General features: G+C 62.5%; 21 protein-coding genes. 11 read left to right on the top strand and 10 right to left on the bottom strand.

Going from position 1 to position 25,032, the window contains the following annotated elements; all coding sequences use genetic code 11:
* Positions 1 to 2: 2 nt before the first annotated feature.
* The 3 genes from CO583_RS02805 to CO583_RS02795 are packed head-to-tail and all read right to left on the bottom strand — an operon-like array spanning position 3 to position 2,808.
* Positions 3 to 1,040, bottom strand: coding sequence for a hypothetical protein (locus CO583_RS02805; protein WP_192848060.1), 1,038 nt, complete (start codon positions 1,038 to 1,040; stop codon positions 3 to 5).
* Complete coding sequence (locus CO583_RS02800; protein WP_043560575.1) at positions 1,037 to 1,357, bottom strand: hypothetical protein; 321 nt, start codon at positions 1,355 to 1,357, stop codon at positions 1,037 to 1,039. Before CO583_RS02800 ends, CO583_RS02805 begins: the two co-directional genes overlap by 4 nt.
* Positions 1,354 to 2,808 (bottom strand): PepSY domain-containing protein, encoded by a 1,455-nt coding sequence (locus CO583_RS02795; protein WP_248630418.1) that lies wholly within the window; start codon positions 2,806 to 2,808, stop codon positions 1,354 to 1,356. The genes CO583_RS02800 and CO583_RS02795 overlap by 4 nt, the downstream gene beginning before the upstream one ends.
* 205 nt (positions 2,809 to 3,013) lie before the next feature.
* Between CO583_RS02795 and CO583_RS02790 the strand changes: the two genes are divergently transcribed.
* A complete protein-coding gene (locus CO583_RS02790) occupies positions 3,014 to 5,275 on the top strand; it encodes a TonB-dependent siderophore receptor (protein WP_248630419.1) in 2,262 nt (753 codons plus the stop codon).
* A 46-nt stretch (positions 5,276 to 5,321) separates the two neighbouring features.
* Here CO583_RS02790 and CO583_RS02785 read toward each other — a convergent pair whose 3' ends face one another.
* Both CO583_RS02785 and mutS read right to left on the bottom strand, forming a co-directional pair.
* Complete coding sequence (locus tag CO583_RS02785; protein ID WP_248630420.1) at positions 5,322 to 8,198, bottom strand: [protein-PII] uridylyltransferase; 2,877 nt, start codon at positions 8,196 to 8,198, stop codon at positions 5,322 to 5,324.
* A complete protein-coding gene (mutS, locus tag CO583_RS02780) occupies positions 8,188 to 10,905 on the bottom strand; it encodes a DNA mismatch repair protein MutS (protein WP_248630421.1) in 2,718 nt (905 codons plus the stop codon). The genes CO583_RS02785 and mutS overlap by 11 nt, the downstream gene beginning before the upstream one ends.
* A gap of 185 nt (positions 10,906 to 11,090) precedes the next feature.
* On the opposite strand from mutS, the gene CO583_RS02775 reads away from it, so the two are divergent.
* On the top strand, positions 11,091 to 11,558 hold the full coding sequence (locus CO583_RS02775; RefSeq protein WP_081563459.1) for a GAF domain-containing protein: 468 nt from the start codon (positions 11,091 to 11,093) through the stop codon (positions 11,556 to 11,558).
* An 18-nt stretch (positions 11,559 to 11,576) separates the two neighbouring features.
* Here CO583_RS02775 and murJ read toward each other — a convergent pair whose 3' ends face one another.
* Genes murJ through tsaD form a run of 4 tightly spaced genes read right to left on the bottom strand, consistent with a single transcriptional unit; the run spans position 11,577 to position 15,738 of the window.
* The gene (gene murJ, locus CO583_RS02770; protein ID WP_248630422.1) at positions 11,577 to 13,133 is read right to left on the bottom strand and encodes a murein biosynthesis integral membrane protein MurJ; all 1,557 of its coding nucleotides are present in this window, start codon (positions 13,131 to 13,133) and stop codon (positions 11,577 to 11,579) included.
* A 3-nt stretch (positions 13,134 to 13,136) separates the two neighbouring features.
* The gene (locus tag CO583_RS02765; RefSeq protein ID WP_043560564.1) at positions 13,137 to 13,634 is read right to left on the bottom strand and encodes a glutathione peroxidase; all 498 of its coding nucleotides are present in this window, start codon (positions 13,632 to 13,634) and stop codon (positions 13,137 to 13,139) included.
* An 8-nt stretch (positions 13,635 to 13,642) separates the two neighbouring features.
* Entirely contained in the window at positions 13,643 to 14,614 is a 972-nt protein-coding gene (locus tag CO583_RS02760; RefSeq protein ID WP_043560562.1) for an NAD(P)H-dependent glycerol-3-phosphate dehydrogenase, read from the bottom strand.
* Positions 14,611 to 15,738, bottom strand: a complete 1,128-nt coding sequence (gene tsaD / locus CO583_RS02755) for a tRNA (adenosine(37)-N6)-threonylcarbamoyltransferase complex transferase subunit TsaD (protein ID WP_248630423.1) — start codon at positions 15,736 to 15,738, stop codon at positions 14,611 to 14,613. Before tsaD ends, CO583_RS02760 begins: the two co-directional genes overlap by 4 nt.
* A 69-nt stretch (positions 15,739 to 15,807) precedes the next feature.
* On the opposite strand from tsaD, the gene hemC reads away from it, so the two are divergent.
* Together hemC and CO583_RS02745 are read left to right on the top strand one after the other, a co-directional pair.
* Positions 15,808 to 16,857 (top strand): hydroxymethylbilane synthase, encoded by a 1,050-nt coding sequence (gene hemC, locus CO583_RS02750; protein WP_043560559.1) that lies wholly within the window; start codon positions 15,808 to 15,810, stop codon positions 16,855 to 16,857.
* A gap of 5 nt (positions 16,858 to 16,862) precedes the next feature.
* A complete protein-coding gene (locus tag CO583_RS02745) occupies positions 16,863 to 17,543 on the top strand; it encodes a uroporphyrinogen-III synthase (RefSeq protein WP_248630424.1) in 681 nt (226 codons plus the stop codon).
* 69 nt (positions 17,544 to 17,612) lie between these two features.
* Here CO583_RS02745 and secB read toward each other — a convergent pair whose 3' ends face one another.
* Positions 17,613 to 18,131, bottom strand: coding sequence for a protein-export chaperone SecB (gene secB / locus CO583_RS02740; RefSeq protein WP_043560554.1), 519 nt, complete (start codon positions 18,129 to 18,131; stop codon positions 17,613 to 17,615).
* A gap of 276 nt (positions 18,132 to 18,407) precedes the next feature.
* On the opposite strand from secB, the gene CO583_RS02735 reads away from it, so the two are divergent.
* The 7 genes from CO583_RS02735 (at position 18,408) to CO583_RS02705 (ending at position 25,022) form a co-directional block, all read left to right on the top strand.
* Positions 18,408 to 19,103 (top strand): Tim44/TimA family putative adaptor protein, encoded by a 696-nt coding sequence (locus CO583_RS02735; RefSeq protein WP_081563043.1) that lies wholly within the window; start codon positions 18,408 to 18,410, stop codon positions 19,101 to 19,103.
* Between the two features lie 95 nt (positions 19,104 to 19,198).
* The gene (locus tag CO583_RS02730) at positions 19,199 to 20,434 is read left to right on the top strand and encodes a murein transglycosylase A (RefSeq protein ID WP_227449642.1); all 1,236 of its coding nucleotides are present in this window, start codon (positions 19,199 to 19,201) and stop codon (positions 20,432 to 20,434) included.
* Positions 20,431 to 21,270, top strand: coding sequence for a site-specific DNA-methyltransferase (locus CO583_RS02725; RefSeq protein ID WP_086431081.1), 840 nt, complete (start codon positions 20,431 to 20,433; stop codon positions 21,268 to 21,270). Before CO583_RS02730 ends, CO583_RS02725 begins: the two co-directional genes overlap by 4 nt.
* A 4-nt stretch (positions 21,271 to 21,274) precedes the next feature.
* Complete coding sequence (locus tag CO583_RS02720) at positions 21,275 to 21,844, top strand: Smr/MutS family protein (protein WP_227431360.1); 570 nt, start codon at positions 21,275 to 21,277, stop codon at positions 21,842 to 21,844.
* 155 nt (positions 21,845 to 21,999) lie between these two features.
* On the top strand, positions 22,000 to 23,139 hold the full coding sequence (locus tag CO583_RS02715; protein WP_043560542.1) for an ABC transporter substrate-binding protein: 1,140 nt from the start codon (positions 22,000 to 22,002) through the stop codon (positions 23,137 to 23,139).
* Between the two features lie 37 nt (positions 23,140 to 23,176).
* Positions 23,177 to 24,223 (top strand): iron ABC transporter permease, encoded by a 1,047-nt coding sequence (locus tag CO583_RS02710; protein WP_052349086.1) that lies wholly within the window; start codon positions 23,177 to 23,179, stop codon positions 24,221 to 24,223.
* A 1-nt stretch (position 24,224) separates the two neighbouring features.
* Positions 24,225 to 25,022 (top strand): ABC transporter ATP-binding protein, encoded by a 798-nt coding sequence (locus tag CO583_RS02705; RefSeq protein WP_043560539.1) that lies wholly within the window; start codon positions 24,225 to 24,227, stop codon positions 25,020 to 25,022.
* The last annotated feature ends 10 nt before the right edge of the window (positions 25,023 to 25,032 follow it).

The raw sequence follows: 25,032 nt of genomic DNA, 5'->3' as shown, positions 1-25,032 counted from the left end.
CATCAGGGCAGGGTAATTTCCAGAAGATGCTGGTGATTGGTTATTGGGGCCGGATTCGTGCCGTTTTCCGGCATGGCGGAACCGGTCAGGACAGCCAGTCGTCCCGGCACGCCTGAGCGGCCTTTGAGCAGTGTGACGGCCTGGGCATCATAGAGTTTCTCATCATGAAGCAGGCGCCAGGGCAGGCGGTCGGCACCAAAGGCGAGCAGGTCTCCATGTTCGATGTCGATCATGTAGATCGTGTCATCCCGGCTGATGGTCATGCCGCCAAGGCTGGGGGTACGGCGCCAGTTTGTCATGGCTTCTATCCGTTCCGCCGGGCCAAGGCTGGAATCGGTCAGAATGTCAGTTCCGATTCGGTAAAGTGGTCCTGTCGGGGTCTGATAAAACAGCCAGTTTTTGCCGTGGTCCAGTAGAAGGAAGCGTACGTTGCCCCCCGTTTTGGGCTGCCCCTGTGCCGTCGTGACGGGCTGGCCATGCCGGATGAGAGGGGCATGGCTGCTGAGGGAGGGGGCGCCTTCCAGCAGACGCTCTGCATGACCGCTCCTGAGGTCGATGATGACGAAAGCCGGAACGCCGTCATCGACCAGAAAAGCCTTGCTGTCCGTGACCTGAAGGGCCGAAATGTGGCTGCCGACGGCCAGGGCGTTGCTGAAGCCGATATGGTTGAGGATGACCCCTGTATCCGGTGCGATATTGAGCAGTGCGGGCGTGGGCGCCTGTGTTACGGCCCAGAGGCCCTGGGATGTCGCCGTCAGGGCCGTGATGGCGGGCAACTCGTCCATCAGGAGAGTGAGGCGGCTGTCCACGGGGTCCAGACGATAGATCTTGCCCGTCATACCCAAGGCGAAGGGGGACCCATCGGGAAGGGAATTCAGCGAGGGGGCCAGCGGCAGGCTCAGCTCATGTTCGCCAACAATCCGGGCCTGCACATGGGCGTCCTGCCAGGGGCGGTCTGCTCTGGCAGCGGGGCTGAGCCCCAGAACGGCGGCCGACATGATAAGGGCTGAGGTCAGCAGTGAGGACAGACGTATTTTCATGGCAGGTATCTGGGTGTTCCCCGATGGTTTTGCAAGTTCCGGCCTTTGGGAGCTGGTGAGTGTGGCAGATGGGGGAGGGTCAGGCCGAGCAGAAAGCCCGTGGCTGGAGCTGTGAAGGCCCAGAGGAACAGTCCGTCCAGTCCTTCCAGAAGGCAGGCTCCGGTCAGGCCGGCGGCAGGCAGGGCCAGGCGGAGAAGCGTCTGTAGCGTTCCGGCAGGGGGAAGATGGCAGGGATTCTGTCGCCTGTAGGTGGGCAGTCTGTTGAGATGGAGCAGCCAGACAGCAGCCCAGAGGCCCATGAGGAACAGGATGATCATGCCGCCTGCTTTCGGAAAAGATGCAGAAGAACGGACAGGGCAGCCAGTCCAAGGCAGGCTGCCAGAAGGTCCACGGCGCCGAAGAGGAGAGGTCGCCCCGTATGAAAAGGGCGAGTCAGCAGGTCGAGTCCTGTAGTGCCAGTGCCCAGAACAGCAACAAGGGCGAGCTGCTGGCAGGTTGCCGGTCTGATGATGAAGGCATGGAGCAGTGAGAGGCTCCAGAGACCGAAGAAAACACTTTCTTCCCAGAGAATGGGCGACAGGGAAAACGGCGTGGGGAGGCGTGTGCTCCAGAACAGGGCCAGCGTGGCCAGGGGCAGCCCCAGTGTGGTGGCGATGGTGACGGCCTCATGACTGCGCTGGAGGCGCTGCCGGATTGTGGAGGAAACAGGGTGATGGGTGATGCTGTTCCTTTCCGACTGCAGGAAGAGGACCAGGCCGGACCCGATGATGATGCAGCCCATCAGACCGCTGAAGCAGTAGAACCAGCGTGTTGCCAGTCCGGCCCAGCGCAGGTTGTGCAGTCCCACGAAGAAGCTGTGTACGGTCGGGCAGACGGACCGGGGCGGCAGGGTGGGGTGGGAAGGTGTCAGGGCCTGCCTCTGGAGGCAGAAATGCAGGGTGTCAGGGCCATAAAGGCCGATTTCCCTGCCGGTCTGCATGAAGAATCCATCTGCTACCGTGCCCCACTGCCGCAGGCCGTTTTCGGTCAGGCTGCTGATGATGGCGGGAGACAGGGACGGAGGTATGGCTGTGTGGGCCTGATGGCGACTGGCATGGCCTGCGGGGTGATGGGGCGGGTTCATCATGTGGATGAGCTTCTGGGACTGAAGGATCACGCCGGACAGGCCGATGATGAACAGGACGGGCAGGCTCAGCGTGCCGCACAGCAGGTGCAGGTCCAGCCAGCGGCGTTGGGAGGCAGCCCGGGGGCGGAAAAGCAGCAGGTCCGGCAGGAAGCGGCGCAGCTGGAGCCACAGGCCGGTCAACAGTGTCACGAGCAGACCGATGCCTACGGTGGTTGTCAGTATCTGCCCCCATGGGTTGGGCAGGTGAAGGCTGGCATGGAGGGTCACGAAAAACGTGCCGCCGGTGATGTCATGGTCTGTCAGCGGCAGGCCCGTGTCAGGCGCAAGGGCCGGGCCGAGGAAGATGCGCCCATCATAGTGCCAGAGGCGGAAAACGGGGTCCCGTGGAGAGGGAAGTTTCAGGAAAGCGAAGATGCCCGTGTCGAGCTGTGTCTTCAGATTCTGTCCGGCCTTCAGCAGGCCGGTGCGTGTCATGGCGGGCAGGGGACTGTGGAGGGCGGTGCGGGGCTGCATCCAGCCCTGTATTTCCGGAGAAAAACAGGCCAGCGAGCCGGTGAAGCAGAGAACGAACAGGAAAAGGCCAGCCGGGAAGCCGATCCAGCGATGGAAAAGGCGCAGTGCGGTGCGGAGCCTTGGAGACATGATGGACGCAACACGGCATAAATGAGAATGATTCTCATTTATTACGGGGTTTTGGCAGTTCTGTAAATGGGGCAGGACGCAAAAATGACAGGGGTGTAAAAAACGGTAAGAGGAAAAAGGTTTTTTTATGAAAAAAAGTTGAGAATAATTATCGTTAACATATAAAGCGGCACTCATTCAGTTTCACAGTTCAGGATGGGCACGCATGGTTATTCCTTTCCGTTTTTCCCGCAGAACCGTCACTCTCTGGTGCTTTCTGGCAGGCAGCATGCTGACGGGGCATCCCGTCTGGGCTGCCGGAGATGAGGGCAGAGAACAGACGGCAAAGGGCCAGATGGCCCGGCCCGGCCAGCCGGACGGCAAGGCTGACATCAGGAAGAAGAGCGTCGGAAAGGACCGTCAGCAGGCGGACGCCCCCCCGGTGGAAACCATCCTCGTCAAGGCACGGCGGCGGGAGCAGATGGAAGTGAAGCTGGGCGGGCAGGCCGGCGTGCTGGGCAACAAGAAGGGGCTGGACCTGCCCTTCAACCTGCGCAGCTATACGTCCAGCATGATCCTGAACCAGCAGTCCCAGACACTGGGGCAGGTGCTTCAGAACGACCCGTCCGTGCGGACGACCTATGGTTTTGGCAATTTCTCGGAGACGTTCATCATCCGGGGGATGCCGGTTTATGGGGATGATGTGGCCATCAACGGCCTGTATGGAATCAGCCCCCGCCAGCTGATCTCTCCCCAGCTCTATGATTCGGTGCAGGTGCTGAATGGGGCAAGTGCCTTCATCAACGGGGCCGCTCCGGGGGGAACGTCGGTCGGTGGCAACATCAACCTCCAGTTCAAACATGCGGGGAGCGAACCGCTCGCTCGTCTGACGGGCGACTATACCAGCAGGGGTCAGGGAGGCGGCAGTCTGGATGTGGGGCGTCGCTTTGGCAGGAATGACCAGTTCGGCATCCGTTTCAATGCGGCGGGCATGGATGGCCAGACCTCCATTTCTGGTGAGCGGCGTCATTCCGTTGCGCTGGGCCTGGATACGGACTGGCACAATGACGACACCCGGATCAGCCTCGACATCAACTACCAGAACCAGAACGTCCAGCAGGGGCGGGGGTCCGTGGTGCTGAATTCCGGTCTGACGGCCGTTCCCAGACCCACGAGACCGGGGCGCAACTGGAGCCAGGGCTGGAGCTATGAGGACATGCACTATGTGTTCGGGCTGCTCAATGTCGAGCATGACCTGAACAGCCATGTCATGCTCTATGGCACGTTCGGGGGCATGACAGGCCATGAGGAAGGCAATTACGATACGGTCTATGTCTCGGACGGGCTGAAGGGCACCGGCTTTGGATACGGGTCCTACATCCCCTACCAGCAGACCAATGAAAGCACCCGGGGTGGCGTGCGGGCGCATTTCAGGACAGGTTTCCTGAAGCATGAGGTCAATGCCGGTGGGTCGGCCCTGTGGTCGGAGGCCTCCACGGGCTATGCGGGCGGAATGGTCGGCGATACGAGCCTGTATGCTCCCGGGGTCCAGGCCAAGCCGGCGTCGGTCCATCACGTTTCGGCAACGCCAGCCACGAAGACGCAGCTTTACAGCCTGTTCTTCTCGGATACGATGTCTTTCTGGCATGACCGCATCGCCCTGACGGGAGGCTTCCGGTACCAGCACATTCTCCAGAACAGCTACCAGTACACGCCGACCCATTATTCCCGGGATGCCATCACGCCTGTGGTTGGGCTGGTGGTGCATGTGGCCCGCCATGCTTCTCTCTATTTCAACCGGGTGGAGGGGCTGAACCAGGGGCTTCAGGCCCCGGCACGGAGTTCCCTCTATCCCAATCTGGTCAATGCGCAGCAGTTCCTGTCACCCACACGGACCGTCCAGTATGAAGTTGGCGGGAAATATGACATTGGCCGTTTCAGTGCGTCCCTGGCCTTTTACCGGTTGGACCGGCCGACAGGGCTGGTCGAGGATTATGGGACGGAACAGATATTCAAGGCCAGTGGCAGGCAGCGCAACCAGGGCATCGAGCTGAACGTCAATGGTGAGATCATTCACGGGCTGCGCTTCAACGGGGGCAGTGCCCTCATCCAGGCCAAGCAGGTCAAGGGGGACTATGTCGGCAACAGGGCTGTCGGCATTCCCGGTTATACGATCAACGGGAATCTGGAGTATGACATTCCTTTCGTGAAGGGACTGACCCTGACGGGGCGTGTCACCCATACGGGCCATCAGTGGGTCAATGTCCAGAACTCCCTGCGGATTCCGAACTGGACGACCTACGATCTCGGAGCCCGCTACACCTTCATGATGACACCGAAACGCCCGATGACCTTCCGTTTTGGTGTGGAAAATCTCACCAACAGCCATTACTGGGCTTCATCCTACACGGCGTTCAGCAGCGTGAACGGTTATCTGACCCAGGGGCTGCCACGGACCTTCAAGGCGTCTTTCTCGACCGACATGTGAGTCGAACCGGACGGGGCCATGCCATGCAGGCACGGCCCTGTTCCCGTCAGGAGATGTCCGCCTCCGTGTGGCGGAGCGTTTCCAGCAGGGCCGTCTGAAGGGCCTCTTCCTGCTCTGGCGTTGCCAGCTTGTGACCTTCCGCATCCGTCACATAGAATACGTCCACGGCCCGCAGCCCGTAGGTCATGATGTGGGCGGAAGAAATGTGCAGCTTCAGGCGGCTGAGCGTGGCGGTGATGTTGTACAGCAGGGCCGGTCTGTCCCGCCCGTTGACCTCGACGATGCTGTGATTTTCTGACGCATCATTGTCGATGAGAACACGGGAGGGAATGGGAAGGGCTTCCAGCCGCCGGACGAGGGGGAAGCTGGCGGCACTGAGCGTCTCGTCCAGATTGACATCCCCTTCCATGACCTGCCTGATTGTCTCACGCAGGCGTTCTACATGTTCCGGCTCCAGAAAAGCCTCGCCGTGGGGGGTCTGGAACCAGAATGTGTCCAGCACCATGCCATTGTGGAGCGTATGGATGCGGGCATCGGCGATGGTGGCCCCGCAGAGGGCCAGTGCCCCCGTGATGCGGGAGAAGAGGCCCGGCTTGTCCTTGCAGAAGACGGTCAGCTCCGTGATTCCCCGGCTCGGGAGGGGGACGATGTCCATGATGATGGCGTTGTCACGCCCGTCCTCACGGTGTTGGCTGATCAATCCGGCATGGCGGACATGGCTCTGCGGGTCGAAGCTCAGCCAGTAGCCGGGGCTGCCAAGCTTCATGAAGGAGGCGATGTCTGCGGGGGCCATGTCTTTGTCCATCAGCTCCTGCCGGACGAAGGCCTTGTTGTGTTCCACCCGTTCATCATCTTCCCGGGCCTGCAGGCCGCCTTCCAGCACATCGGCTATGCGGGCATAGAGGCGGCCCAGCAGGGTGGCCTTCCATGCGTTCCATGCCCGTGGGCCAACGGCCCGGATGTCGGCAATGCTGAGCAGGAGCAGCATCCGCAGCCGCTTGGGGGACTGGATGGTGTCAGCGAGGTCAAGAATGGTCTGGGGGTCATCAATGTCCCGGCTGAAAGCCGTGCGGGACAGCAGCAGGTGGTGGAGCACCAGCCATGAGACCGTATCCGTGTCGCTGGCGGAGAGACCAAGCTGCTGGCAGATATGTGTGGCGATTTCGGCCCCGATCTCGGAGTGGTTGCCGCCCCGGCCCTTGCCGATGTCATGCATCAGCGTGGCAAGATAGAGCAGGGGCCGTTGTGTCATGGTACGGGCCAGCCTGTAGGCCAGCGGCAGCTCGTCTGCCATGCGGTTCTGCTCAATCATCCGCAGGATACGGATGGCTTCGATCGTATGGGCATCCACGGTATGGATGTGATAGCCATCAAACTGCGTCCGACCGAGGATGCGGGACCAGCCAGGCAGGAGATGGGAGAGGATGCCCGTCTCGTTGAGCAGTGGCAGCCAGAAGAGGCGGTCCTGCCACTGCTCGGGATATTGCTCCGGTACAGTAGCTGTGCCTGGTGCCGGAAGTTCAGCAGCCGGTTCGCAGAGCAGCCTGATGAAGAGGGCGGAGGCCTCATCATCATGGCGGAGGAAGGCGCTGTGCCGTTCAAAACGGATGATATGCTGTATGGCAGCAGGGTGCAGAGCCAGTTGATGGCGGCGTGCACAGTCCAGAAAACGCAGGACGGTCACAGGTTCCCGGACAAGGGCCAGCGGGTTGGGGAAACTGAGGCAGCCATCAATGCGCTGGAACCCGTCTGGCCCCGGTTCCACCCGCGGGGGGCGCTGCTGGAGCTGGTTGCGCAGGTGCAGAAGGATGGCAGGCTGGAAGACATGGGTCAGCCGCATCACGGCCCGGGCCATGAGGAAATGGTGGCGCATGAAGCGCTCCACCCCTCGCTGATGACCATGATTGCCATAGCGCATCCTGGCCCCGATAATGGGCTGGACATCAAATGTCAGACGTTCTTCATTCCGGCCGGTGATGTAATGAAGGTTGAGCCGCACCGTCCAGAGGAAGTTCCAGAGGCTGCGGGTACGGGATATTTCCCGTTGTGTCAGCAGGCCGAGCAGGGTACAGGCCGGGGCCAGCCCCTGGGCACGCTGGAGGTTGGATTTTATTGAAAGACCATTTCCCAGCACGGCATAGCCAATCCAGTTCAGGACCTGAAGGTCCCGCAGCCCGCCTTTGCCTTCCTTGATGTGTGGCTCGACCAGATAGGGTGTATCACCAAACCTCTGGTGCCGCTCCTCCCGCTGGGTGATGGCCTGGAGGACGAAGCGCTCCAGTGCAGGGCCTTTCAGATAGGCTTCCAGCTTTTCCTGGAGAGCCAGGACGAGTGATTTCTGTCCGTGGAGAGGGCGTATGTCCAGCAGGGTCGTGCAGGAGGTCTGGTCTGTTCTGGCCATCTCCATGGCACTGTCGATGGTGCGTGTGGCATGGCCGACCCGCAGCCCGAGGTCCCACAGTGTATAGAGGATGTACTCGATGGCTTTGATGAGGTTCGCAGAGGGAGGGGCCTCGGTCAGGAAGAGCAGGTCCACATCACTGAAGGGAGCCAGCAGTCCCGCACCATGTCCGCCCGTGGCACAGAGGCAGAAGGCCTCACCTGTTCCATCTTCCTGTGGAGCAGAGGGCAGCCCGGCATGGCGGGCCAGTTCTGCAATGACATGGTCCATCAGCAGGGCGAGGTTGCGGGCTGTTTCCACACCGCTCGTTTCCCGTTTTTCAAACTGCTGGCGGATACGCTCCCGTTGCAGGCCGAGTTCTGTTCTCAGCCGTTCCAGAGCTTCCTGGCGGGGCACGACGGGCTGCCAGGCTTGGCTCATGTGTGATGGAGGGGTGGAGGTGAGGGGAGCAGACATGACAGCTCTCTTGTTGGCGGCAGGCTCTGGCAGGTTTTGCAGGGTACCCGTTGCGTCATTCTGCATCCGCAACATCCTTTTTGGCAAGGCCATCCATCAGGCTTTTCAGCTGATAGAGGGCTGAATGGGCCTCCCGGGGGGAGAGGGAGTCCGGGTCCAGCCCTGCCAGTTCGTCACGCAGGGCATGGAGGGTGGCCAGTCCGTCGGTGGAGGTATGGCCAGTGGGCAGGGGGGCATCCGGTGGAGGGGTTTCCATGGCGGCCTGTTCAAACAGGGGCAGGCTGGCAGGCTGGCGGGTCTGTCCCCGTTCGTTTTCGAGGCGTGCCAGCAGGACCCGTGCCCGCTGGAGGACGGAAGCTGGAATGCCCGCCAGCTTTGCCACATGCAGGCCCCAGCTTTTCTGGGCCAGCCCGGGTCGGACCTCGTGCTGGAAGACGACATGCCCCTTCCATTCCCGCACGGCCATGGTGCAGGGGGCCAGCCGGGGGAGGGTTTCCAGCAGGGCACCGAGCTCATGAAAGTGCGTGGCGAAGATGGTGCGGCAGCGCAGCTGGGAGTGCAGGGCCTCCAGCGTGGCCCAGGCGATGGAGAGGCCATCCAGCGTCGAGGTGCCCCGCCCGATCTCATCCACCACGACAAGGGAGCGTGGCCCCGCCTGATTGAGGATGGCGGCGGTCTCCGTCATTTCCACCATGAAGGTGGAACGCCCACGGGCCAGATCGTCGGCCGCCCCCACACGGGAGAAGAGCCGGTCCACGATGCCGATCGTTGCCTCCTGTGCCGGGACGGGCAGCCCGGCCTGTGCCAGAATGACGGCCAGGGCGTTCTGGCGCAGGAAGGTCGATTTCCCGGCCATGTTGGGGCCTGTCAGCAGGATGGCGTGTTTTTCCGGTGGCAGGGTGCAGTCATTGGCGATGAAGGCCGTGTCATGGGCGGCCTGATCGTGCAGGGCGGCTTCCACCACGGGGTGACGGCAGGAACGGAGCGTGAAGTCCTGCCCGTCCGTCATGGTGGGGCGGCACCATGTGCCACGGTCCATGATGCGGGCGCAGGAGATCAGCGCATCCAGCTCGGCCAGGGCACGGCCGACATCATCAAGGGCAGGGGTGTTGAGGCAGTGCTGGGCCAGGTCGGCAAAGAGGTGACGTTCCAGCTCGTCAGCCTTTTCCGATGCTTCCAGAATGGCCTGGTTGAGCGAGGAGAGTTCTTCATTGGAGAAGCGGGCGAGACTCGCCGTGCCCTGCCGCAGGCTCAGCCCCTCATGCTGGCGCAGCTTCCGGCCTGCCGCCGCAGGAACCTCGATGACGTAGCCGAGCTGGTTGTGATGGCGGATGCGCAGGCTGGAAATCTCATAGTCTTCCGACAGGCGGACCTGCAGCTGGGCGATCAGGCGGCGGCTGTTGTCCCGCAGGTCCCGCTGGCGGTCCAGCTCGGCATCAAAGCCGGGAGCGATGACCCCACCATCCTCGATCTTGACGGGCAGTTCGGCATTTAGGGCGGCCTCAAGCCGTTCCAGCAGGGCGTCGGCCCGCCCGTACAGGCTGGCTCCGACATGGCGGATGCGCTCGGGCATGCCGGTTTCTGTCAGTCCGCCGAGTATCCCGGTGATCTGATCCGCTGCCCGGAGCGTGTCCCGGATGGCGGCAAGGTCCCGTGGCAGGGGACGGCCGCTGGAGATGCGCCCCAGGGCACGGGCGGAATCGGGAGCCTGCCGGAGGATGTCCCGCAATGTTCCCGTGGGCTGGGGATGCTGGTGAAGCCAGCTCCAGCCCTCCTGCCGTTGCGTGATGAGGGTGAGGTCCGTGCTGGGGGTGCTGACCCAGTGGGACAGAAGGCGGGTACCGGCCGCTGTGGCTGTCTGATTGACACTGGTGAAGAGCGTGTGCCTGCTGCCGCCATCCCGGGACTGGAGAATGTCGAGACTGCTGCGGGTGGCCGGGTCCAGCCCCATGATGCTGTCCAGCCCGTGGTCGATGGGAGGGGCCAGCCGGGGCAGCCTGCCCGCCTGGCTGCGGCGGACATAGTCCAGCAGCACGGCACAGGCGATGATCTGTTCATCCCGGAAATCCCCCAGCGCATCCATCTGGGCGACCTGATAGGCGTCTGTCACGGTGCGTTCTGCGGCCTCCCGGCTGGGGGCGGCCGTGGAGGGGGTGATGATTCCGGCATGGTCCGCCGGGATCAGGGCCGGGTCGGAGAGAATTTCCGAGGGGGCGAGGCGGGCCAGCAGCTCGGCCAGGGTGTCTGCCTCCAGCCGGAGCAGTTCCAGCGTACCGGTGGAAATGTCGATCCAGGCCGCACCGAGGCAGTGCCTGCGGCGTCTGTCCGGGGCGATGATGGCCAGGAGCGTGTTGGCCCGTCCGGCTTCCAGCAGCTCATCTTCCGTCAGGGTACCGGGCGTGATGACACGGACGATCTCCCGGCGGAGCGGGCCTTTCTGGCCCTTGCGGGGGATTTCCGTCTGTTCGGCCACGGCTACCCGGAAGCCCCGGCGGATGAGCCGGGAGAGGTAGACCTGCGCCGTGCCCACGGGCACGCCACACATGGGGATGGGTTCCTCATCATGAGTTCCCCGGTGGGTGAGGGTGATGTCCAGCGCAAGGGCGGCCGCATGGGCATCGCCAAAGAAAAGCTCGTAGAAGTCTCCCATGCGGAAGAAGAGCAGGGCATCAGGTTCCTGCTTTTTCAGGGTGAACCACTGCTCCATGGTCGGCGTGACCTTCCCCGTTACCTGCGGGGGAATGGGAGGGACGGATGGTTTCTGGTCGACCATGCAGAAAAAAGACCTCACCGCTTTGTCGTGGCTGGGCAGCCCATGAAGATTAATAGAAGGTTAAGTTGAGATGCGATGCTTCTTATTATCATGAAATGGTGAGGGGAAGGCCAGAGTCATGATGGCAGGGCAGGGTAGAGTGGTTTCCCTTGCCACAACCTGCCCCGGGGCGGCATGGTGGCCTCATGAGTACTGCACCGGAAAATCATGTTGTTTTTGAAGATGTTCTCCCGATGGCTCAGGGACTGCTGGAAGCCGAACGGGACGAAATCGCCAATCTGGCCAATATTGCTGCCCTGCTGTTCGAGGCGATGGCGCAGGTCAACTGGGTCGGTTTTTACCTGATGAAAGGTGGTGAGCTGGTCCTTGGTCCGTTCCAGGGCCGGGTGGCCTGCACGAGGATTGCCGTGGGCAAGGGTGTCTGCGGGGCTGCCGTGGCAGAACGGGCCGTGCAGCGTGTGGCGGATGTTCATGCCTTCCCCGGTCACATCGCCTGTGATGGAGCCTCGGAATCGGAGATCGTCCTGCCCATCATGAAGGGTGGGGAAGTGCATGGCGTGCTGGACATCGACAGTCCCGTGAAGAATCGCTTTTCGGCAGAAGATCAGGCACAGCTGGAAGCCCTTGTCCGGCTTCTGGAATCGCATCTCTGAAATTGTTTTTCCGCCTGCCTAGCGCCTGAAACGCCGGAGCAGGCGGGTACGGAGCTCCTCCAGTCCCAGCACCCGCAGGGCCACGAGCAGCCCGCCATAAAGTGCGGCGCTGCTGCCGATCAGGATGATCAGGGCGCAGAGTCGGGGCAGGGCGTGCCATTCCGGCAGGCCGGTGGCCAGAAAGCGGGCACAGCCCCAGGCCCAGACGCCCATGATGAGAGCGGCCACCATGATGCGGATGGCCCGTGACAGGCTCGTGACGGTGGGGCGGAACGAGTCCCGTCTCCAGAGCAGCAGGGCCAGTGCCCCCATGTTGACGATGGCGGCCAGCGTGCTGGCCAGTGGTGGAGCCAGATGGGCCAGCGTGCGGTACAGCAGCAGGTTGAGGGCCAGATTGATCCCCATCGTGACGAAGCCGATGCGGACCGGTGTCGTGGTGTCGCCTTCGGCAAAAAAGGCCGGAGCCAGCAGCTTGATGATGATGAAGGCGGGCAGCCCGAGCGCATACATGCGGAGGGCTGCGGCGGAATTCTGCACGTCATGGGGTGTGAAATGCCCATAGCCGAACAGGGTGGCCATGATCTCCGGTGCCAGGCTGAACAGGCCGATCATGGCGGGGAGGCTGAGCAGCAGGGCGTAGTTCAGGGCCTGGTTCAGGCTGGTCTGGAGGGCGGAGCGGTCATTGGCAGCGACGTGACGGGTGAAGAGCGGCAGCAGCGTCGTGCCGAGGGCCGCCCCCAGCACGCCAAGAGGAAGCTGGTTGACCCGGTCTGCAAAATAGAGCCACGAGATGGAGCCTGTTGGCAGCAGGGTGGCGATGATGGTGTCGATGGTCAGGTTGATCTGCGTGACGCCGGAGCCGACCAGCCCCGGCAGCATCCGGCGGAGTAGCAGCCGGATGTCGGGCGACAGCGCCGGGCGGACCAGTGGCACCGTCAGTCCGGCCTTTCGGGCTGCCCAGAGCAGCCCGGCAAGCTGGGCGATACCGGAGAGGGTGATGCCCCATGCGCTGGTCGGGGCGACATGCTGGTGCCCCCAGAAGGCCCCCACAAGAATGGCGGCGATCCCGACGATGTTGAAGGAAATGTACGCCGCCGAGGCGGCTGCGAAATGGTTGCGGGCATTGAGGATGCCGGCGACCAGGGCTGCCCCGCAGATCAGCACCGTATAGGGCATGGTGATGCGGGTGAGCTGCACGGCGATGGCGAAACGGCCCGTGCCGTGGGAGCGGAAGCCGGGGGCGATGAGGTCGATCACCCACGGCATGAAGATTTCTGCCAGAATGGTCAGCAGGCTCAGCCAGAGCAGCAGGAGGGAGAAGGCCTGCCCGGCCAGCAGAAGGGCAGCCGGTGGGCCTTCCTTCTCATAACGGGATGTGAAAAGCGGAACGAAAGCGGCGTTCAGGGCCCCTTCTCCGAAGAGGCGGCGGAACATGTTGGGCAGGCGGAAGGCGATCTGGTACGCATCCTGCACGGGGCCGGCCCCCAGAAACATGGCCAGAAGCTGGTCCCGCACCAGCCCCAGCAGGCGGGACAGCATGGTCCAGCTGCCAACGGTGAGAAGGTGACGCAGCATCGTTCAGGCGTGTTTCCGGCTTACCCGGCGGATCTCCTCCAGCAGGCGGGGGGCCTGGGGGTCTGTCAGCGGGGTGAACCAGCGGTGCAGCTTTCCCTGACGGTCGATGAGATATTTGTAGAAATTCCAGCGGGGCAGGGAGAGGAAGCCTCCTTCCTTCGCCAGCCAGCGGAACAGCGGAATGGCTTCCGTTCCCCGGACGACGGAGCGTGCCGCCAGAGGGAAGCTCACGCCATAACGACGCTGGCAGAACTGGCTGATCTGCTCCGATGTCCCCGGCTCCTGTCTGCCGAAATCATTGCTGGGCACGCCAAGCACGATGAGGCCATCCGGCGTGGAATGTCCCATGTCACGCCACAGGGTCTGGAGGCCCTCATACTGTTTGGTGAAGCCACATTCGGAGGCTGTGTTGACGACCAGTACGGGGCGGCCCCGCCACTGGGAGAGGTCAATCTCGCCGCCTTCAAGGGCGGGGAGCCGGAAATCATAAAAGCTGGTCATGATGGGGCCTATTCAAAACGGGTGGGGCGGTCCAGCAGCTCGTCACGGGCCTGATGGGGGGTCAGCTCCCCGGACAGGAGACGGGTGATGACATTGATGATGGGGGTTTCGATGCCGAAACGCTGGCCAAGCTCCTGCAATGTCGGGGCTGTCAGAACGCCCTCGGCCACCGTGTCACGCTGGGCGAGGATGTCCTGTATGTTCTCGCCTTTCCCCATGGCCACGCCCAGGCTGTAATTGCGGGATCCAGCCCCCGTGGCTGTCAGGATCAGGTCGCCCATCCCGGCCAGACCGTACATGGTACGGCCCTGCCCCCCCATGGCATCGACAAGGCGGGCCGTTTCGGCCAGCGCACGGGTGATGATGGCGGCTCTGGCATTTTCACCCATCCCGGCACCGACACTGATGCCCGCCCCGATGGCGATGACATTCTTGGCTGCCCCGGCGATCTGCACGCCCAGCGGGTCCGTGCTGGCATAAAGGCGCAGGGTGGGGGTGGTGAGGCGTTCGGTCAGCGCCGTGACGAAGGCGAGATCATGCGCGGCCAGCGTGGCTGCGGCGGGCATGCCCCGGGCCACCTCGATGGCGAAGTTGGGGCCGGAGAGAACGGCAGCCGGTCGGCCGGGCATGGTCTGCTCCACGATCTGGAGAGGGAGCAGGAAGGTGCCCCGCTCCATCCCCTTGCAGCATGTGATGACCGGCACGTCAGGCTTCAGATGCTTCTGGAGGGCCATGGTGACATCCCGCAGCCCCTGCGTGGGGACAACAAGCACCACGATGTCGGCTTCCGTCGGCAGGTCGCTGGTGACGGTGACGGCCTCTGGCAGGGTGACCTGTGGCAGGTGCGGCAGGGCACGGATGCCTGCCGGAACGGGAGTGCGTGTCCAGAGGGTGATCCGGGCGATGTGGGAGAGGGTGCAGGCCAGAGCAATGCCCCATGCTCCGGCACCGATGACGGCAATATGTGGCTGGACGGTCATGCGGATGGTTCCATCAGAGAGCTGTGTCCGGTGGAGGACGTTTCCTGTGTGGCATGTGGCCGGTAGGGCTGGCGTTCACTCAGCGGCCAGCGGGGGCGGGGGGCCAGGGTGATGTCGTCCGGCACTTCACCCTGTTTCAGCCGTTCCAGCGCAGCCCAGCCGATCATGGCGGCATTGTCGGTGCAGAGACGTAGCGGGGGCGCAAGGAAGGTGATCCCGTGCTGGCTGGCAATTTCTTCCAGCCTCTGGCGCAGCACGCTGTTGGCCGCCACGCCACCGGCCACCACGAGTGAGGTGACCTGCGGTGCCAGAGCCAGAGCATTGAGGATGCGGTCCGCCATCACGTCCGTCACGGCCTGCTGGAAGGAGGCGGCGAGGTCGGCGGCCACCTGCCGGGGCAGGGCCTCACGTCCGTATGGTTCGATGTGGCGGGCGACGGCCGTCTTGAGGCCGGAGAAGGAAAAATCGCAGCCGGGGCGGCCTTTCAGCGGGCGAGGCAGGCTGTAGGCCTGCGGGTCGCCTTCTCTGGCGAGCTTCTCCAGTGCCGGGCCGCCGGGCCAGCCCAGTCCCAGCATCTTGGCCACCTTGTCGAAGGCTTCCCCGGCGGAATCGTCAATCGTGCCTCCGAGGCGGCGATACTGGCCGGTATCCTCCACGGTGATGCACTGGCAGTGCCCGCCAGAGACGAGCAGGGCGAGATAGGGGAAAGCCGGGGCCGTTTCATCCGGCCGCAGGGCCGCAGGCAGGCGGGGGGTCAGGATGTGGCCTTCGATATGGTTGATGCCCATGAAAGGCTTCCCGCAGGCCATGGCCAGCCCCTTGGCGTAGGAACTGCCAACAATCAGCCCGCCAATCAGGCCGGGGCCGGTCGTGGCGGCAAAAAGGGCGATGTCCTCCAGCTCCAGTCCGGCCCGCTGGAGGGTCAGCTCCACCAGTTCCGGCAGGGCCTTCAGGTGGGCACGGGCGGCCAGCTCCGGCACGACACCGCCCAGGGCAGCATGATCCTCCTGCGAGAGGACGCTTTCCCCGAGCAGGGCTCCGTGGGCGTCCAGAAGGGCGCAGGCGGTGTCATCGCATGAGGTCTCGATGGCCAGAAGCGGCGTCAGGTGGGAAATGTCAGACATGATTGGTTCATTATGGCGGATTCTTCGGAGCATGACACCCCTTCCAGAATCGGTTATGGAGGGAACACCATGAATGCTTCAAACTTTTCCTCCGCAGCACTTCAGAAAATTGCTGCCGAAGCGGCTCGCCGCTCCCATGCGCAGGCTCCACCGGACCGGCGCAAACTTCCCCTGCGGGTCGGGACACGGGCGTCCCCGCTGGCACTGGTGCAGACGCGGCACTTCCTGACCCGGCTGACCCGTTTCTGTCCCGTTCTGCGGGACATGGGGGCCTTCAAGGAAGAGCAGATGCAGACCTCCGGGGACCTGAACCTCAAGGACCGTCTGGCCGAGATCGGTGGGAAGGGGCTGTTCTCCAAAGAGATTCATGAACTTCTGGCCGTGGGCGGGATCGATTTTGCCGTCCACAGCCTCAAGGACCTTGAGACCCACCTGCCGCCGGGACTGGTGCTGGCCTGCACGATGAAGCGTGAGGATGCCCGTGATGTGCTGATGCTGCGCAAACGGGGCGTGACGGTTGATCCTGAAAGGCCGTTCGACTGTCTGCCAGAAGGAGCACTCGTGGGCTGTGCGTCTGTCCGCCGCCAGGCGCAGATGCTTCATGTCCGGCCGGACCTCCGCTTCACCCTGCTGCGGGGCAATGTGCAGACCCGGCTGGACAAGCTGGGGGCAGGACAGTGCGATGCGACGCTGCTGGCCTACGCCGGGCTGAAACGCCTCGGCATGGAAGACCGCATCGACGTGCCGCTCTCCCCCGAGGTGATGCTTCCGGCCTCCGGGCAGGGAATCGTGGGCGTGACGGTACGGGAGAGCGACCATGAGCTGAGGGAGCTGCTTTCTGCCATTGAGGACCCGGAGGCCCGTGCCGTGGCCACGGCGGAACGTGCCCTGCTGGCGGAACTTGATGGCTCCTGCCGGACTCCGATTGGCGGTTATGCCCAGCTGAAGGAAGGGCGGCTTCATCTTTCCGGCCTCGTGGCCAGCGAAGATGGTACCTTCCTGCTGCGCCGGGAAACTGAAGGACTGCCGGAAGATGCGGCTCGTCTGGGCTATGAGCTGGCCTGTGAGCTGCGGCGGGATACACCGCCTGCCATCTTTGCGAAGATCGTCCAGCCATAACGACCATGCGTCAGACTGTGCTGGTAACCCGGCCTGAGCCGGGGCTGAGCGAGACAGTCGGTGCCGTGCAGGCGCAGGGCTGGCGGGCTGTTGCCAGCCCTGTCATGACCATACGGCAGGAACCGCCAATGGCGGACCGGTCCTGTCACGCTCTGCTGGTAACGAGCGGTCAGGCCCTGCCTTTTCTGGTCCATCAGGACCGTGACAGGCTGCTGCTGACAGTGGGCCACCGTACGGCGGAGCGGGCTGTGGCGATGGGGTTCCGGCGTGTCGAGGCGGCATCAGGGACACAGGCCGGTCTGGAAACGCTCTGCCGCCAGAAGGGGTTGTCTGGCTCCGGCCTTGTGCTGGCCTGCGGGCGGGGGCGGCATGGACAGCCCTACGGGGCCGATCTGGCGGCCAATCTGGGGGCGCAGCGTGTTGAGGCCTATCAGGTACAGCCTGTCAGACAGCTTGCTGCGGCGGCAAGGACCGCCTTGGCGAGCAAAGAGGTGAGCGCTGTCCTTTTTTATTCCAGTGAGACGGTTTCCCTGTTCATGGAGCTGTGCCCGCCGGACCTGTACCGGCAGCTTGGCCATTGCAGGGCCATCTGTCTCTCCCAGGCCATCGCCGGGCGTGTCAGGGAGAGCGGCCTGTGGGGGCAGGTTGAGGTTGGTCCTCCTCTGAGGCTGCTGGGAAGAGGATAAGAAAAAAGGCGAACCCTCATTGGGTCCGCCTTTCCTTGTTGTGGTCTGGCCACAGCGTGTTTCCCGGCTTCAGGCTTCGCCTTCCGGCTCGGGGAAATTCTGCTCCTGCTTGGCCTGCCACAGAGCGGCAAAGTCGATGGGCTGGAGAGCCACCGGCGGGAAGCCGCCATCCCGTGTGACATCGCTGATGATGGCCCGGGCGAAGGGGAAGATCAGGCGGGGTACTTCCACCAGCAGGATCGGCTCAATGATTTCCTGCGGCGGGTTGTCCAGCGTGACGATGGCGGCATAGGCGAGCTCCGTGATGAACACCACTGGCCCGGGGGTCTGGCTTCCTTCTGCGGGGGCCTCGGTGGCCTCGGTGCGGATGATCAGCGTGACCTCATAGATGGACTGTTCTTTTTCGATGCGGTTCGCCTGCACGTCGATGTTCACGCCAACCTGCGGCGGAGCCTGAAGGGAGGTGAAGGTTGACGCACCACGGGGAACTTCGAAGGAGAGATCCTTGGTATATTGCAGGTTGATGGCCAGCGGCAGGGAGGGAGGGGTGTTGTCCTGCGGGGCCTCAGGGTTTGTCTTGTCGGACATTCGGGATCATCCTTGCGTGAACGTAACTCTAGATGGGGCGCCCGCAGGGATGAAGCCGCTTTCCGACGGGGGGATGGGCCCGCCTCCTGCGTACGCACGTCTTTTATGGCGGTAGCATGTCTTGAAGAAGGGGCCAAGCAGATGCGGTTCTTCTTTTGCTGCTGCGGTGCGAGAGGGTGGTCACTCTTGAGATTGCCGACGGGGCGGCCTACCTTTAGGGCATGATGAGGAGAGGGCCGTGCAGGCCGGCTCCGGGTGTGATGATTGGGACTTGAGATGACGGATTTCCCCTGGGATATCGTTTTTTGGGCTCTGCTGGCCGTGGCCGTGGGCAGTGCCGTGTTTTTTGTTCTGGGGCGCCGCATGGGGGCGCAGGCCATCCGGCAGGAACAGATGCCGGCAGCCCGTGCTGTTGGCCAGCGGCAGGAGGGGGGCGTGGCCGATGCCCCCAAGCCGCCGCCGTTGCCCGGCCGTGTCGGCGGAGAGCAGAAAGCGACGGAATACAGGCTCCCGGAGGCGGATACGCAGCTCGGACAGGCTCTGGCCCGAGTCGGAACGGATGTCAGTGGGTTCTCGGCAGAATATTTCCTGAAGAAGGCTGAGGATATTTTCGCCCGTACCATCAAGGCCTTTGCCTGCGCTGATCTTCCTGCGCTGGAGAAGGTTCTCTCCCCCGCCGTGCTGGAAACGTTCAGTCACGTTCTGGAGGAGCGGAAGAAGCGTCATGAGCAGGTTCATCTGGAACTGCGACGGATCGAGCGGCTGGATTATGCATCCGTGCATCCGGGAGATGGGGAGGGTGGTGCCTGCCGTCTCGGTGTCCGCATCGTGTCGTGGCAGGTCAGCTACTGCCGGGATGAGAAGGGGATGCTCGTCGAGGGAACGGAAGCCCTGACGGAGTTTCGTGATCGCTGGACCTTTGAACAGGGCGAAAATGGCCAGTGGAAGGTGGTTGCCACAGAAGCGGACTGAGGCTACCCCGCTGGGTAAGGTTGGTCTCCCGCACGGGGAGGCCGGGTATGATGAAGACCCGGTGCTTGTTCATGCCGGGGTGGGGTAACTCTGTCATGATGAAACGTCGTTTCTCCTCTGCTGGTCTGGTGCTGGGCCCTCTGATGCTTCTTCTTGCCGGGTGTATGCCCGGCGCTCCCAAGGGCAGGATGGATGTTGCTCCTGTCAGCTTCAGCCAGCTCCCCGGCTGGGAGGGAGAGGACCATACGGCGCTGGTCAACATGGTGCGGCTGGAGTGCCTGCGTATCGCCCATCTGCCTGCGGGGACTTCTCTTGGAGGCGCCGTTACCCTGCCTTATGGCCGTGACATGAAAGACTGGAAGAATGTCTGCGTGGCAGCCTCGTCGGTGCGGAGTAACAGGACGGAGGCCAGACAGTTCTTCGAGAGCTGGTTCCAGCCCTACCTCGTCCAGCAGGATGCTTTCTATACGGGGTACTATGACCCTGAGGTTTCTGCCTCGCTTACACAGGGTGGAGAGTATCAGATTCCTGTTTATGCCCGCCCGAAAGACCTCCTGCGGGGGCGGGATGAAAATGGCGAGCTGGAATATGGCCATTGGGTGAATTCCGTGTTCCGGCCCTATGATGACCGGGCAACCATCAATTCTGGTTCTCTGGAGGGGAAGGGGCTGGAGCTGGCCTGGCTGAAAAGCCCTGTCGATCTGCTGTTCCTGCAGACGCAGGGCTCTGGCCGTTTGCGCCTGCCGGACGGCCAGCAGGTGTTTCTTGGTTATGATGGCCGCAATGGGCGGCCTTATGTTCCGATTGGCCGCGTGCTGGTCAAACGTGGGCTGATGAAGTCGGAAGATGTGGATGCCCAGAGCATCCGGGACTGGCTGGCCAACAATCCGGATCAGGTTGCTTCTGTCCTGGAGGCAAACCCCAGTTATGTCTTTTTCCGCCGTACGCAGCGCACGGCTGATGAAGGACCGACAGGGGGCTTTGGCCTGCCGCTGACTCCTCAGCGTTCTCTTGCCGTGGACAGGCGCTTCGTGGGGTATGGGATGCCTGTCTGGGTGAATATCAGTGGCAAGGATGCGCAGGGGCGTTTCGTGACATGGTCCCGGATGGTCTTTGCGCAGGATACCGGGAGCGACATACGGGGTGCAGCGCGTGGGGACCTGTTCCTCGGGTGGGGTGAGAAGGCCGCCAGGATTGCTGGGGACATGAAGAATCACGGTCAGATGATGGTTCTCGTCCCCCTGCCTGAGGCAAAGCAGGCTGGTGAGCAGCCGGTCGTCGGTACGGCAACGGAGGTCATGGCAGCAGGGGCGGGGCAGACAGCCAGATGATTCGTGCGCGTCGTGAGACGCTGGGGATGCATACGCTCATCCGGGGAGACTGTCTGAGTGTCATGCGGCGTATGCCCGCAGGCAGTGTGGATGTGGTGGTGACATCCCCTCCCTATAATCTGGGGCTTGCTTACCGCAGCTACAGGGACAGCCTCTCCGAGGAGAGTTATCTCGACTGGATGGAGATCATCTGCTCCAAGGTAGCCCGTGTGATGCGGGATGATGGGTCTTTTTTTCTCAATATAGCCGGGTCATCTGCCCAGCCATGGTTGCCATTCGAGCTGATGGTCCGGTTGAGGAAGCTGTTTACCCTTCAGAACCATATTTCATGGATCAAGTCCGTCTCGGTAGGGGAGGTGACGCATGGGCACTTCAAGCCGGTCAATTCACCTCGCTACGTCAACCGGAACCATGAGCATATTTTCCACCTGACCAAACAGGGAGATGTGGAGCTGGACCGGCTCGGGGCGGGTGTTCCTTTCACGGACAAAAGCAACATCCATCGTCGCCAGCACAGGGAGGACCGGCGGTGTCGGGGTGATACATGGTTCATCCCCTATGAAACGGTACGGAGTCGTTCAGCCCGCTACAGCCATCCGGGGACCTTCCCCGTTGCCCTGCCGGAGCGTTGCATCCGCCTGCATGGGGTGCATCCTGAGATGATGGTGCTGGACCCGTTCATGGGAACGGGGACGAGCCTTGTGGCCGCAGAGTCGCTGAAGGTCCGCTCCATCGGCATTGAGGCCGATACGACCTATGTCCGGTTTGCACGCAAGCGTCTGCGTGCCATGATAATGCAGGGTGATACCGGCGCAGTGACGGAAGACGGGGCATAACAAGGTGGCAAGACGGACTCTGGGTGATGATGAAGCGGCGCTGTGGAAAGCTTTCGTCCGGGATGTTGCCCCGTTGCGGGGGCGAAGGGAGGCTGCGGGCAGGTTTGTCCGGGAGGAGACTGGCAAGACGGAGAGTACGGTAGCCCGCCAGTCGGAGGGGGGGCGGAATACAGGGATGATGACGGTCAGGCTGGTGATGGCCCAGCCGGCCAGGGCACCCCGTCCCCGTCCTGCCCCGCATGTGGGGGTCCGTGCTCCTGGCCTTGATGATACGCAGTGGCGTCGTCTGTCCCGTGGGCAGATGCGTGTGGATGCCCGGCTCGACCTGCATGGCTACGTCGTGCAGGAGGCTTTTGAGGAGTTTCACCGCTTCATGCAGCGCAGCCGTGTCATGGGGTGGCGCTGCGTCGAGGTCGTTACCGGGCTGGGCAGTGGCATCCGGGGAGGGAGCATCCGCCGGGAATTGCCTCATTGGCTGCATCGTGCCGACATAGCGCCCATGGTGCTGGGTGTGGTGCACAGCCATCAGGGAAATCAGGGTGCCTTGCGGCTTCTTTTGCGGAAAAAACGCTAGAAGAGGAAAGGGAGGATCATTCCGATCTTGGAGAAGGGGAAGAGGTTTTCTATAACATTAATGTCGAGAATGATTATCAATTAAAGCAGGAGGTTTCATCCATGGGGGGGCACGGTGTCCCTGCGGGATGACCTTTCCGGGAAAGGCGCAAGATCATGGTTTCATTGAAAGCCCTGTTTGGCTCTGCCGGCGTCATGCTGGCAGCCCTGGCTGGCGGTATGTGGCCAGTCCATCAGGCTCAGGCGAAGGATGTGCGGGACATCACGGGGGCGGTCGTGTCCGTTCCGGATCATCCCCAGCGCATCATTCTGGGAGAAGGGCGGCTGATCTACGCCCTGGAGCCTCTGGAGGGAAAGCATCTGTTTGACCGTATCGTCGGCTGGCAGGGGGAATTCCGGGAGGCCGACAGACAGAATTATGAGCAGATGCTCAAGACATTTCCGGAGGCTGACAAGGTCGCCGTGATCGGACGGACAACCGCTGATACGATCAGTCCGGAGAAGGTGCTGGACCTTCATCCTGATCTCGCCATTTTCAGCACGACCGGCCATGGTCCCGGGCAGACTGGTGATGTGACGGCCAGGTTGCGGGCAGCGCATGTGCCTGTCCTGTTTGTGGATTTCCGGCAGGACCCGGTAAAAACGACCGTCCCCAGCATGGTCATTCTCGGCCAGGCCCTCGGGCGTGAGGCAGAAGCAAAAGCCTATACGGATTTTTATGAAAGCCGCCTGAAGGCCATCCAGTCTGTCGTGGAGACAATCCCGGAGGCCCAACGCCCCAGCGTGTTCATCAACATGCTGGCCGGGGCGCGGCAGAGCTGCTGCCATACGGCAGGGCGAGGCAACATGGGAGCCTTTATCGAGGCTGCCGGGGGGCGCAACATCGCAGCCGATCTTCTACCGGGTTATATCGGCGATGTTTCGGCAGAGATGGTCATCGCCAAAGATCCCGACGTGCTGATTCTGGATGGCACCCGGGGGCCGGGCAACAGCGGGCCGGGCCTGAAGATGGGATCACAGGTGACGCCGGAGATGGCGCAGGCCTCTCTTGCGGCCCTGCTGAAAGCGCCTGAACTCGCCGGGCTTGGGGCGGTCCGCAATGGACGTGCCTATGGTATCTGGCACACGTTCTATGACAGTCCGTTCAATATTCTCGCCATTGAGGTCATGGCAAAATGGTTTTATCCCGAACGCTTCAGGGATCTGGACCCGGATGCTGACCGCAGCCTGGTACAGAGCCGTTTTACAGTGATGCCGAACAGCGGGACATATTGGATCAAGGCGAATGCCCATTAAAGAGACAGAGACCAGAACAGACGGGCCATCAGACGAAATGGCCCGTCTTGCCGCACGATTGACAGGCATACAGGCATCCTATGTAAAGCTGACCCGCCACAGGGTGGGTGTCCTCTGCCTGATGGCAGGGCTGATCCTTTTTTCCATACTGCTTGATTTTTCCCTGGGTCCGGCCGGTCTTGGCCCGGCGGCCTTGTTTCATGCGCTCATGCATCCCTCATCCGGGACGAATGCCGTCATCGTATGGCATATCCGCCTGCCTTATGCCCTGATGGCGGCCCTGGTGGGCGTTGCTTTGGGAATATCCGGTGGGGAGATGCAGACGGTGCTGGATAACCCCCTGGCCAGCCCTTACACGCTGGGTGTGTCGGCGGCGGCGGCATTTGGGGCCTCTCTGGCCATCGTGCTGCATTGGCATATCCCTTATGTGCCGGAAAACTGGATGGTCCCGCTGGAGGCGTTCGTGTTTGCTGTGGGTTCGGCTGGTCTGCTGGAGCTGGTGGCCCGGGCACGGGGCCATTCCACGGCCATGGTGGTGCTGTTCGGTATTGCGCTGGTATTCACTTTTCATGCCTTCGTGGCCTTGATGCAGTTCATCGCTGATGAGGATGCTCTTCAGGACCTTGTTTTCTGGACGATGGGTAGCCTGACCCGGGCTGACTGGGGCAAGATTTCCGTCATGAGCCTCGGTTGCCTGTTGGTGCTGCCGTTCTGCTTCCGGGCGGCTCCGGCCCTGACAGCCCTGCGGCTGGGAGAGGACCGGGCTGCAAGCTATGGTGTGGATACGAAACGCCTGCGGATGATGTCTCTGCTGCGCATCAGTGTGCTGTCTGCCCTGGCTGTATCCTTTGTCGGGACGATCGGTTTCGTGGGGCTGGTTGCGCCCCACATTGCCCGCCGCCTGCTGGGGGAGGATCATCGTTTTTATCTGCCCGGGGCTGCCCTGTGCGGTGGGCTCATCATGTCGCTGGCCTCCATCGCGGCCAAGAACATTCTGCCGGGGGTCGTGATTCCGGTGGGGATTGTTACCTCACTGGTGGGAATTCCTTTCTTCCTTGCCGTGGTTCTGAGAAAGGGGGCCTGAAATGGGGAACTGTCAGACACATCAGCTGGAAGTTGAAAATTTCAGTGTCCATTATGGGCGGCGGCAGGTCCTGCATGACATGACGCTTGCCCCCATGCGGGCCGGGCGTGTAACGGCCCTGCTGGGGCCGAATGGCTCGGGCAAGTCCACCTTCATGCGGGGGGTTGCCGGCCTGACCCGGGCGGAGGGATGTGTTCGCCTTGCCGGGCAGGATCTTTCAAAACTGGGGGTTGGTGAGCGGGCCAGGCTGGCTGCCTATCTGCCACAGAGCCTGCCGCCTGCCGTTCATCTTCAGGTGATCGAGGCGGTGATGGTGGCCCGTCGGGCGGGGGAGGCCGTGTCTGCCGAGTGTGCCCTGCGGGAAAGCACCGACGTTCTGGAGGAGCTGGGTATCGGCAGGCTGGCCCTGCGCTACATGGATGAACTGTCCGGTGGTCAGCGGCAGATGGTGGGACTGGCGCAGGCCTTGGTGCGCCGTCCGGCCATGTTGCTGCTGGATGAACCCTTGAGTGCGCTGGACCTGCGGTATCAGTTTGCCGTCATGGACGTTGTCCGTCGTGAGACACGGAAACGTGATATCGTGACGCTACTGGTTGTTCACGATCTGAACATCGCTCTGCAACGTGCTCATGATGTTGTCTATATGCGGGATGGTCGGCTTGTGGCACAGGGGGCTGTCATGGCCGTGACAACACCTGCCGTGCTGGGAGATGTCTATGGTGTCCAGACCCGTCTGGAGGTCTGTCCCCGTGGGCTGCCCCATGTGCTGGTGGATGGCATTATTGGGAGTGATGGCTGAGGCACTGTGC

It is taken from the genome of Parasaccharibacter sp. TMW2.1882 (genome assembly GCF_023337635.1).
GTDB classification, from domain to species: domain Bacteria; phylum Pseudomonadota; class Alphaproteobacteria; order Acetobacterales; family Acetobacteraceae; genus Bombella; species Bombella apis.
The sequence above is the reverse complement of the archived record's forward strand: the minus strand, read 5'-3'. Positions and strand labels throughout refer to the sequence as shown.

What these genes read in the sequence shown, in the direction of transcription:
- CO583_RS02760 (WP_043560562.1), bottom strand. Translation starts at nt 14,614, where the DNA reads ATGACCGTCCAGCCACATATTGCCGTCATCGGTGCCGGAGCATGGGGC.
- mutS (WP_248630421.1), bottom strand. Translation starts at nt 10,905, where the DNA reads ATGGTCGACCAGAAACCATCCGTCCCTCCCATTCCCCCGCAGGTAACG.
- CO583_RS02715 (WP_043560542.1), top strand. Translation starts at nt 22,000, where the DNA reads ATGGTTTCATTGAAAGCCCTGTTTGGCTCTGCCGGCGTCATGCTGGCA.
- CO583_RS02730 (WP_227449642.1), top strand. Translation starts at nt 19,199, where the DNA reads ATGATGAAACGTCGTTTCTCCTCTGCTGGTCTGGTGCTGGGCCCTCTG.
- CO583_RS02785 (WP_248630420.1), bottom strand. Translation starts at nt 8,198, where the DNA reads ATGCAGAATGACGCAACGGGTACCCTGCAAAACCTGCCAGAGCCTGCC.
- CO583_RS02765 (WP_043560564.1), bottom strand. Translation starts at nt 13,634, where the DNA reads ATGACCAGCTTTTATGATTTCCGGCTCCCCGCCCTTGAAGGCGGCGAG.
- hemC (WP_043560559.1), top strand. Translation starts at nt 15,808, where the DNA reads ATGAATGCTTCAAACTTTTCCTCCGCAGCACTTCAGAAAATTGCTGCC.
- CO583_RS02790 (WP_248630419.1), top strand. Translation starts at nt 3,014, where the DNA reads ATGGTTATTCCTTTCCGTTTTTCCCGCAGAACCGTCACTCTCTGGTGC.
- murJ (WP_248630422.1), bottom strand. Translation starts at nt 13,133, where the DNA reads ATGCTGCGTCACCTTCTCACCGTTGGCAGCTGGACCATGCTGTCCCGC.
- CO583_RS02795 (WP_248630418.1), bottom strand. Translation starts at nt 2,808, where the DNA reads ATGTCTCCAAGGCTCCGCACCGCACTGCGCCTTTTCCATCGCTGGATC.
- secB (WP_043560554.1), bottom strand. Translation starts at nt 18,131, where the DNA reads ATGTCCGACAAGACAAACCCTGAGGCCCCGCAGGACAACACCCCTCCC.
- CO583_RS02735 (WP_081563043.1), top strand. Translation starts at nt 18,408, where the DNA reads ATGACGGATTTCCCCTGGGATATCGTTTTTTGGGCTCTGCTGGCCGTG.
- CO583_RS02725 (WP_086431081.1), top strand. Translation starts at nt 20,431, where the DNA reads ATGATTCGTGCGCGTCGTGAGACGCTGGGGATGCATACGCTCATCCGG.
- CO583_RS02800 (WP_043560575.1), bottom strand. Translation starts at nt 1,357, where the DNA reads ATGATCATCCTGTTCCTCATGGGCCTCTGGGCTGCTGTCTGGCTGCTC.
- CO583_RS02805 (WP_192848060.1), bottom strand. Translation starts at nt 1,040, where the DNA reads ATGAAAATACGTCTGTCCTCACTGCTGACCTCAGCCCTTATCATGTCG.
- CO583_RS02710 (WP_052349086.1), top strand. Translation starts at nt 23,177, where the DNA reads ATGGCCCGTCTTGCCGCACGATTGACAGGCATACAGGCATCCTATGTA.
- CO583_RS02745 (WP_248630424.1), top strand. Translation starts at nt 16,863, where the DNA reads ATGCGTCAGACTGTGCTGGTAACCCGGCCTGAGCCGGGGCTGAGCGAG.
- CO583_RS02775 (WP_081563459.1), top strand. Translation starts at nt 11,091, where the DNA reads ATGAGTACTGCACCGGAAAATCATGTTGTTTTTGAAGATGTTCTCCCG.
- tsaD (WP_248630423.1), bottom strand. Translation starts at nt 15,738, where the DNA reads ATGTCTGACATTTCCCACCTGACGCCGCTTCTGGCCATCGAGACCTCA.
- CO583_RS02705 (WP_043560539.1), top strand. Translation starts at nt 24,225, where the DNA reads ATGGGGAACTGTCAGACACATCAGCTGGAAGTTGAAAATTTCAGTGTC.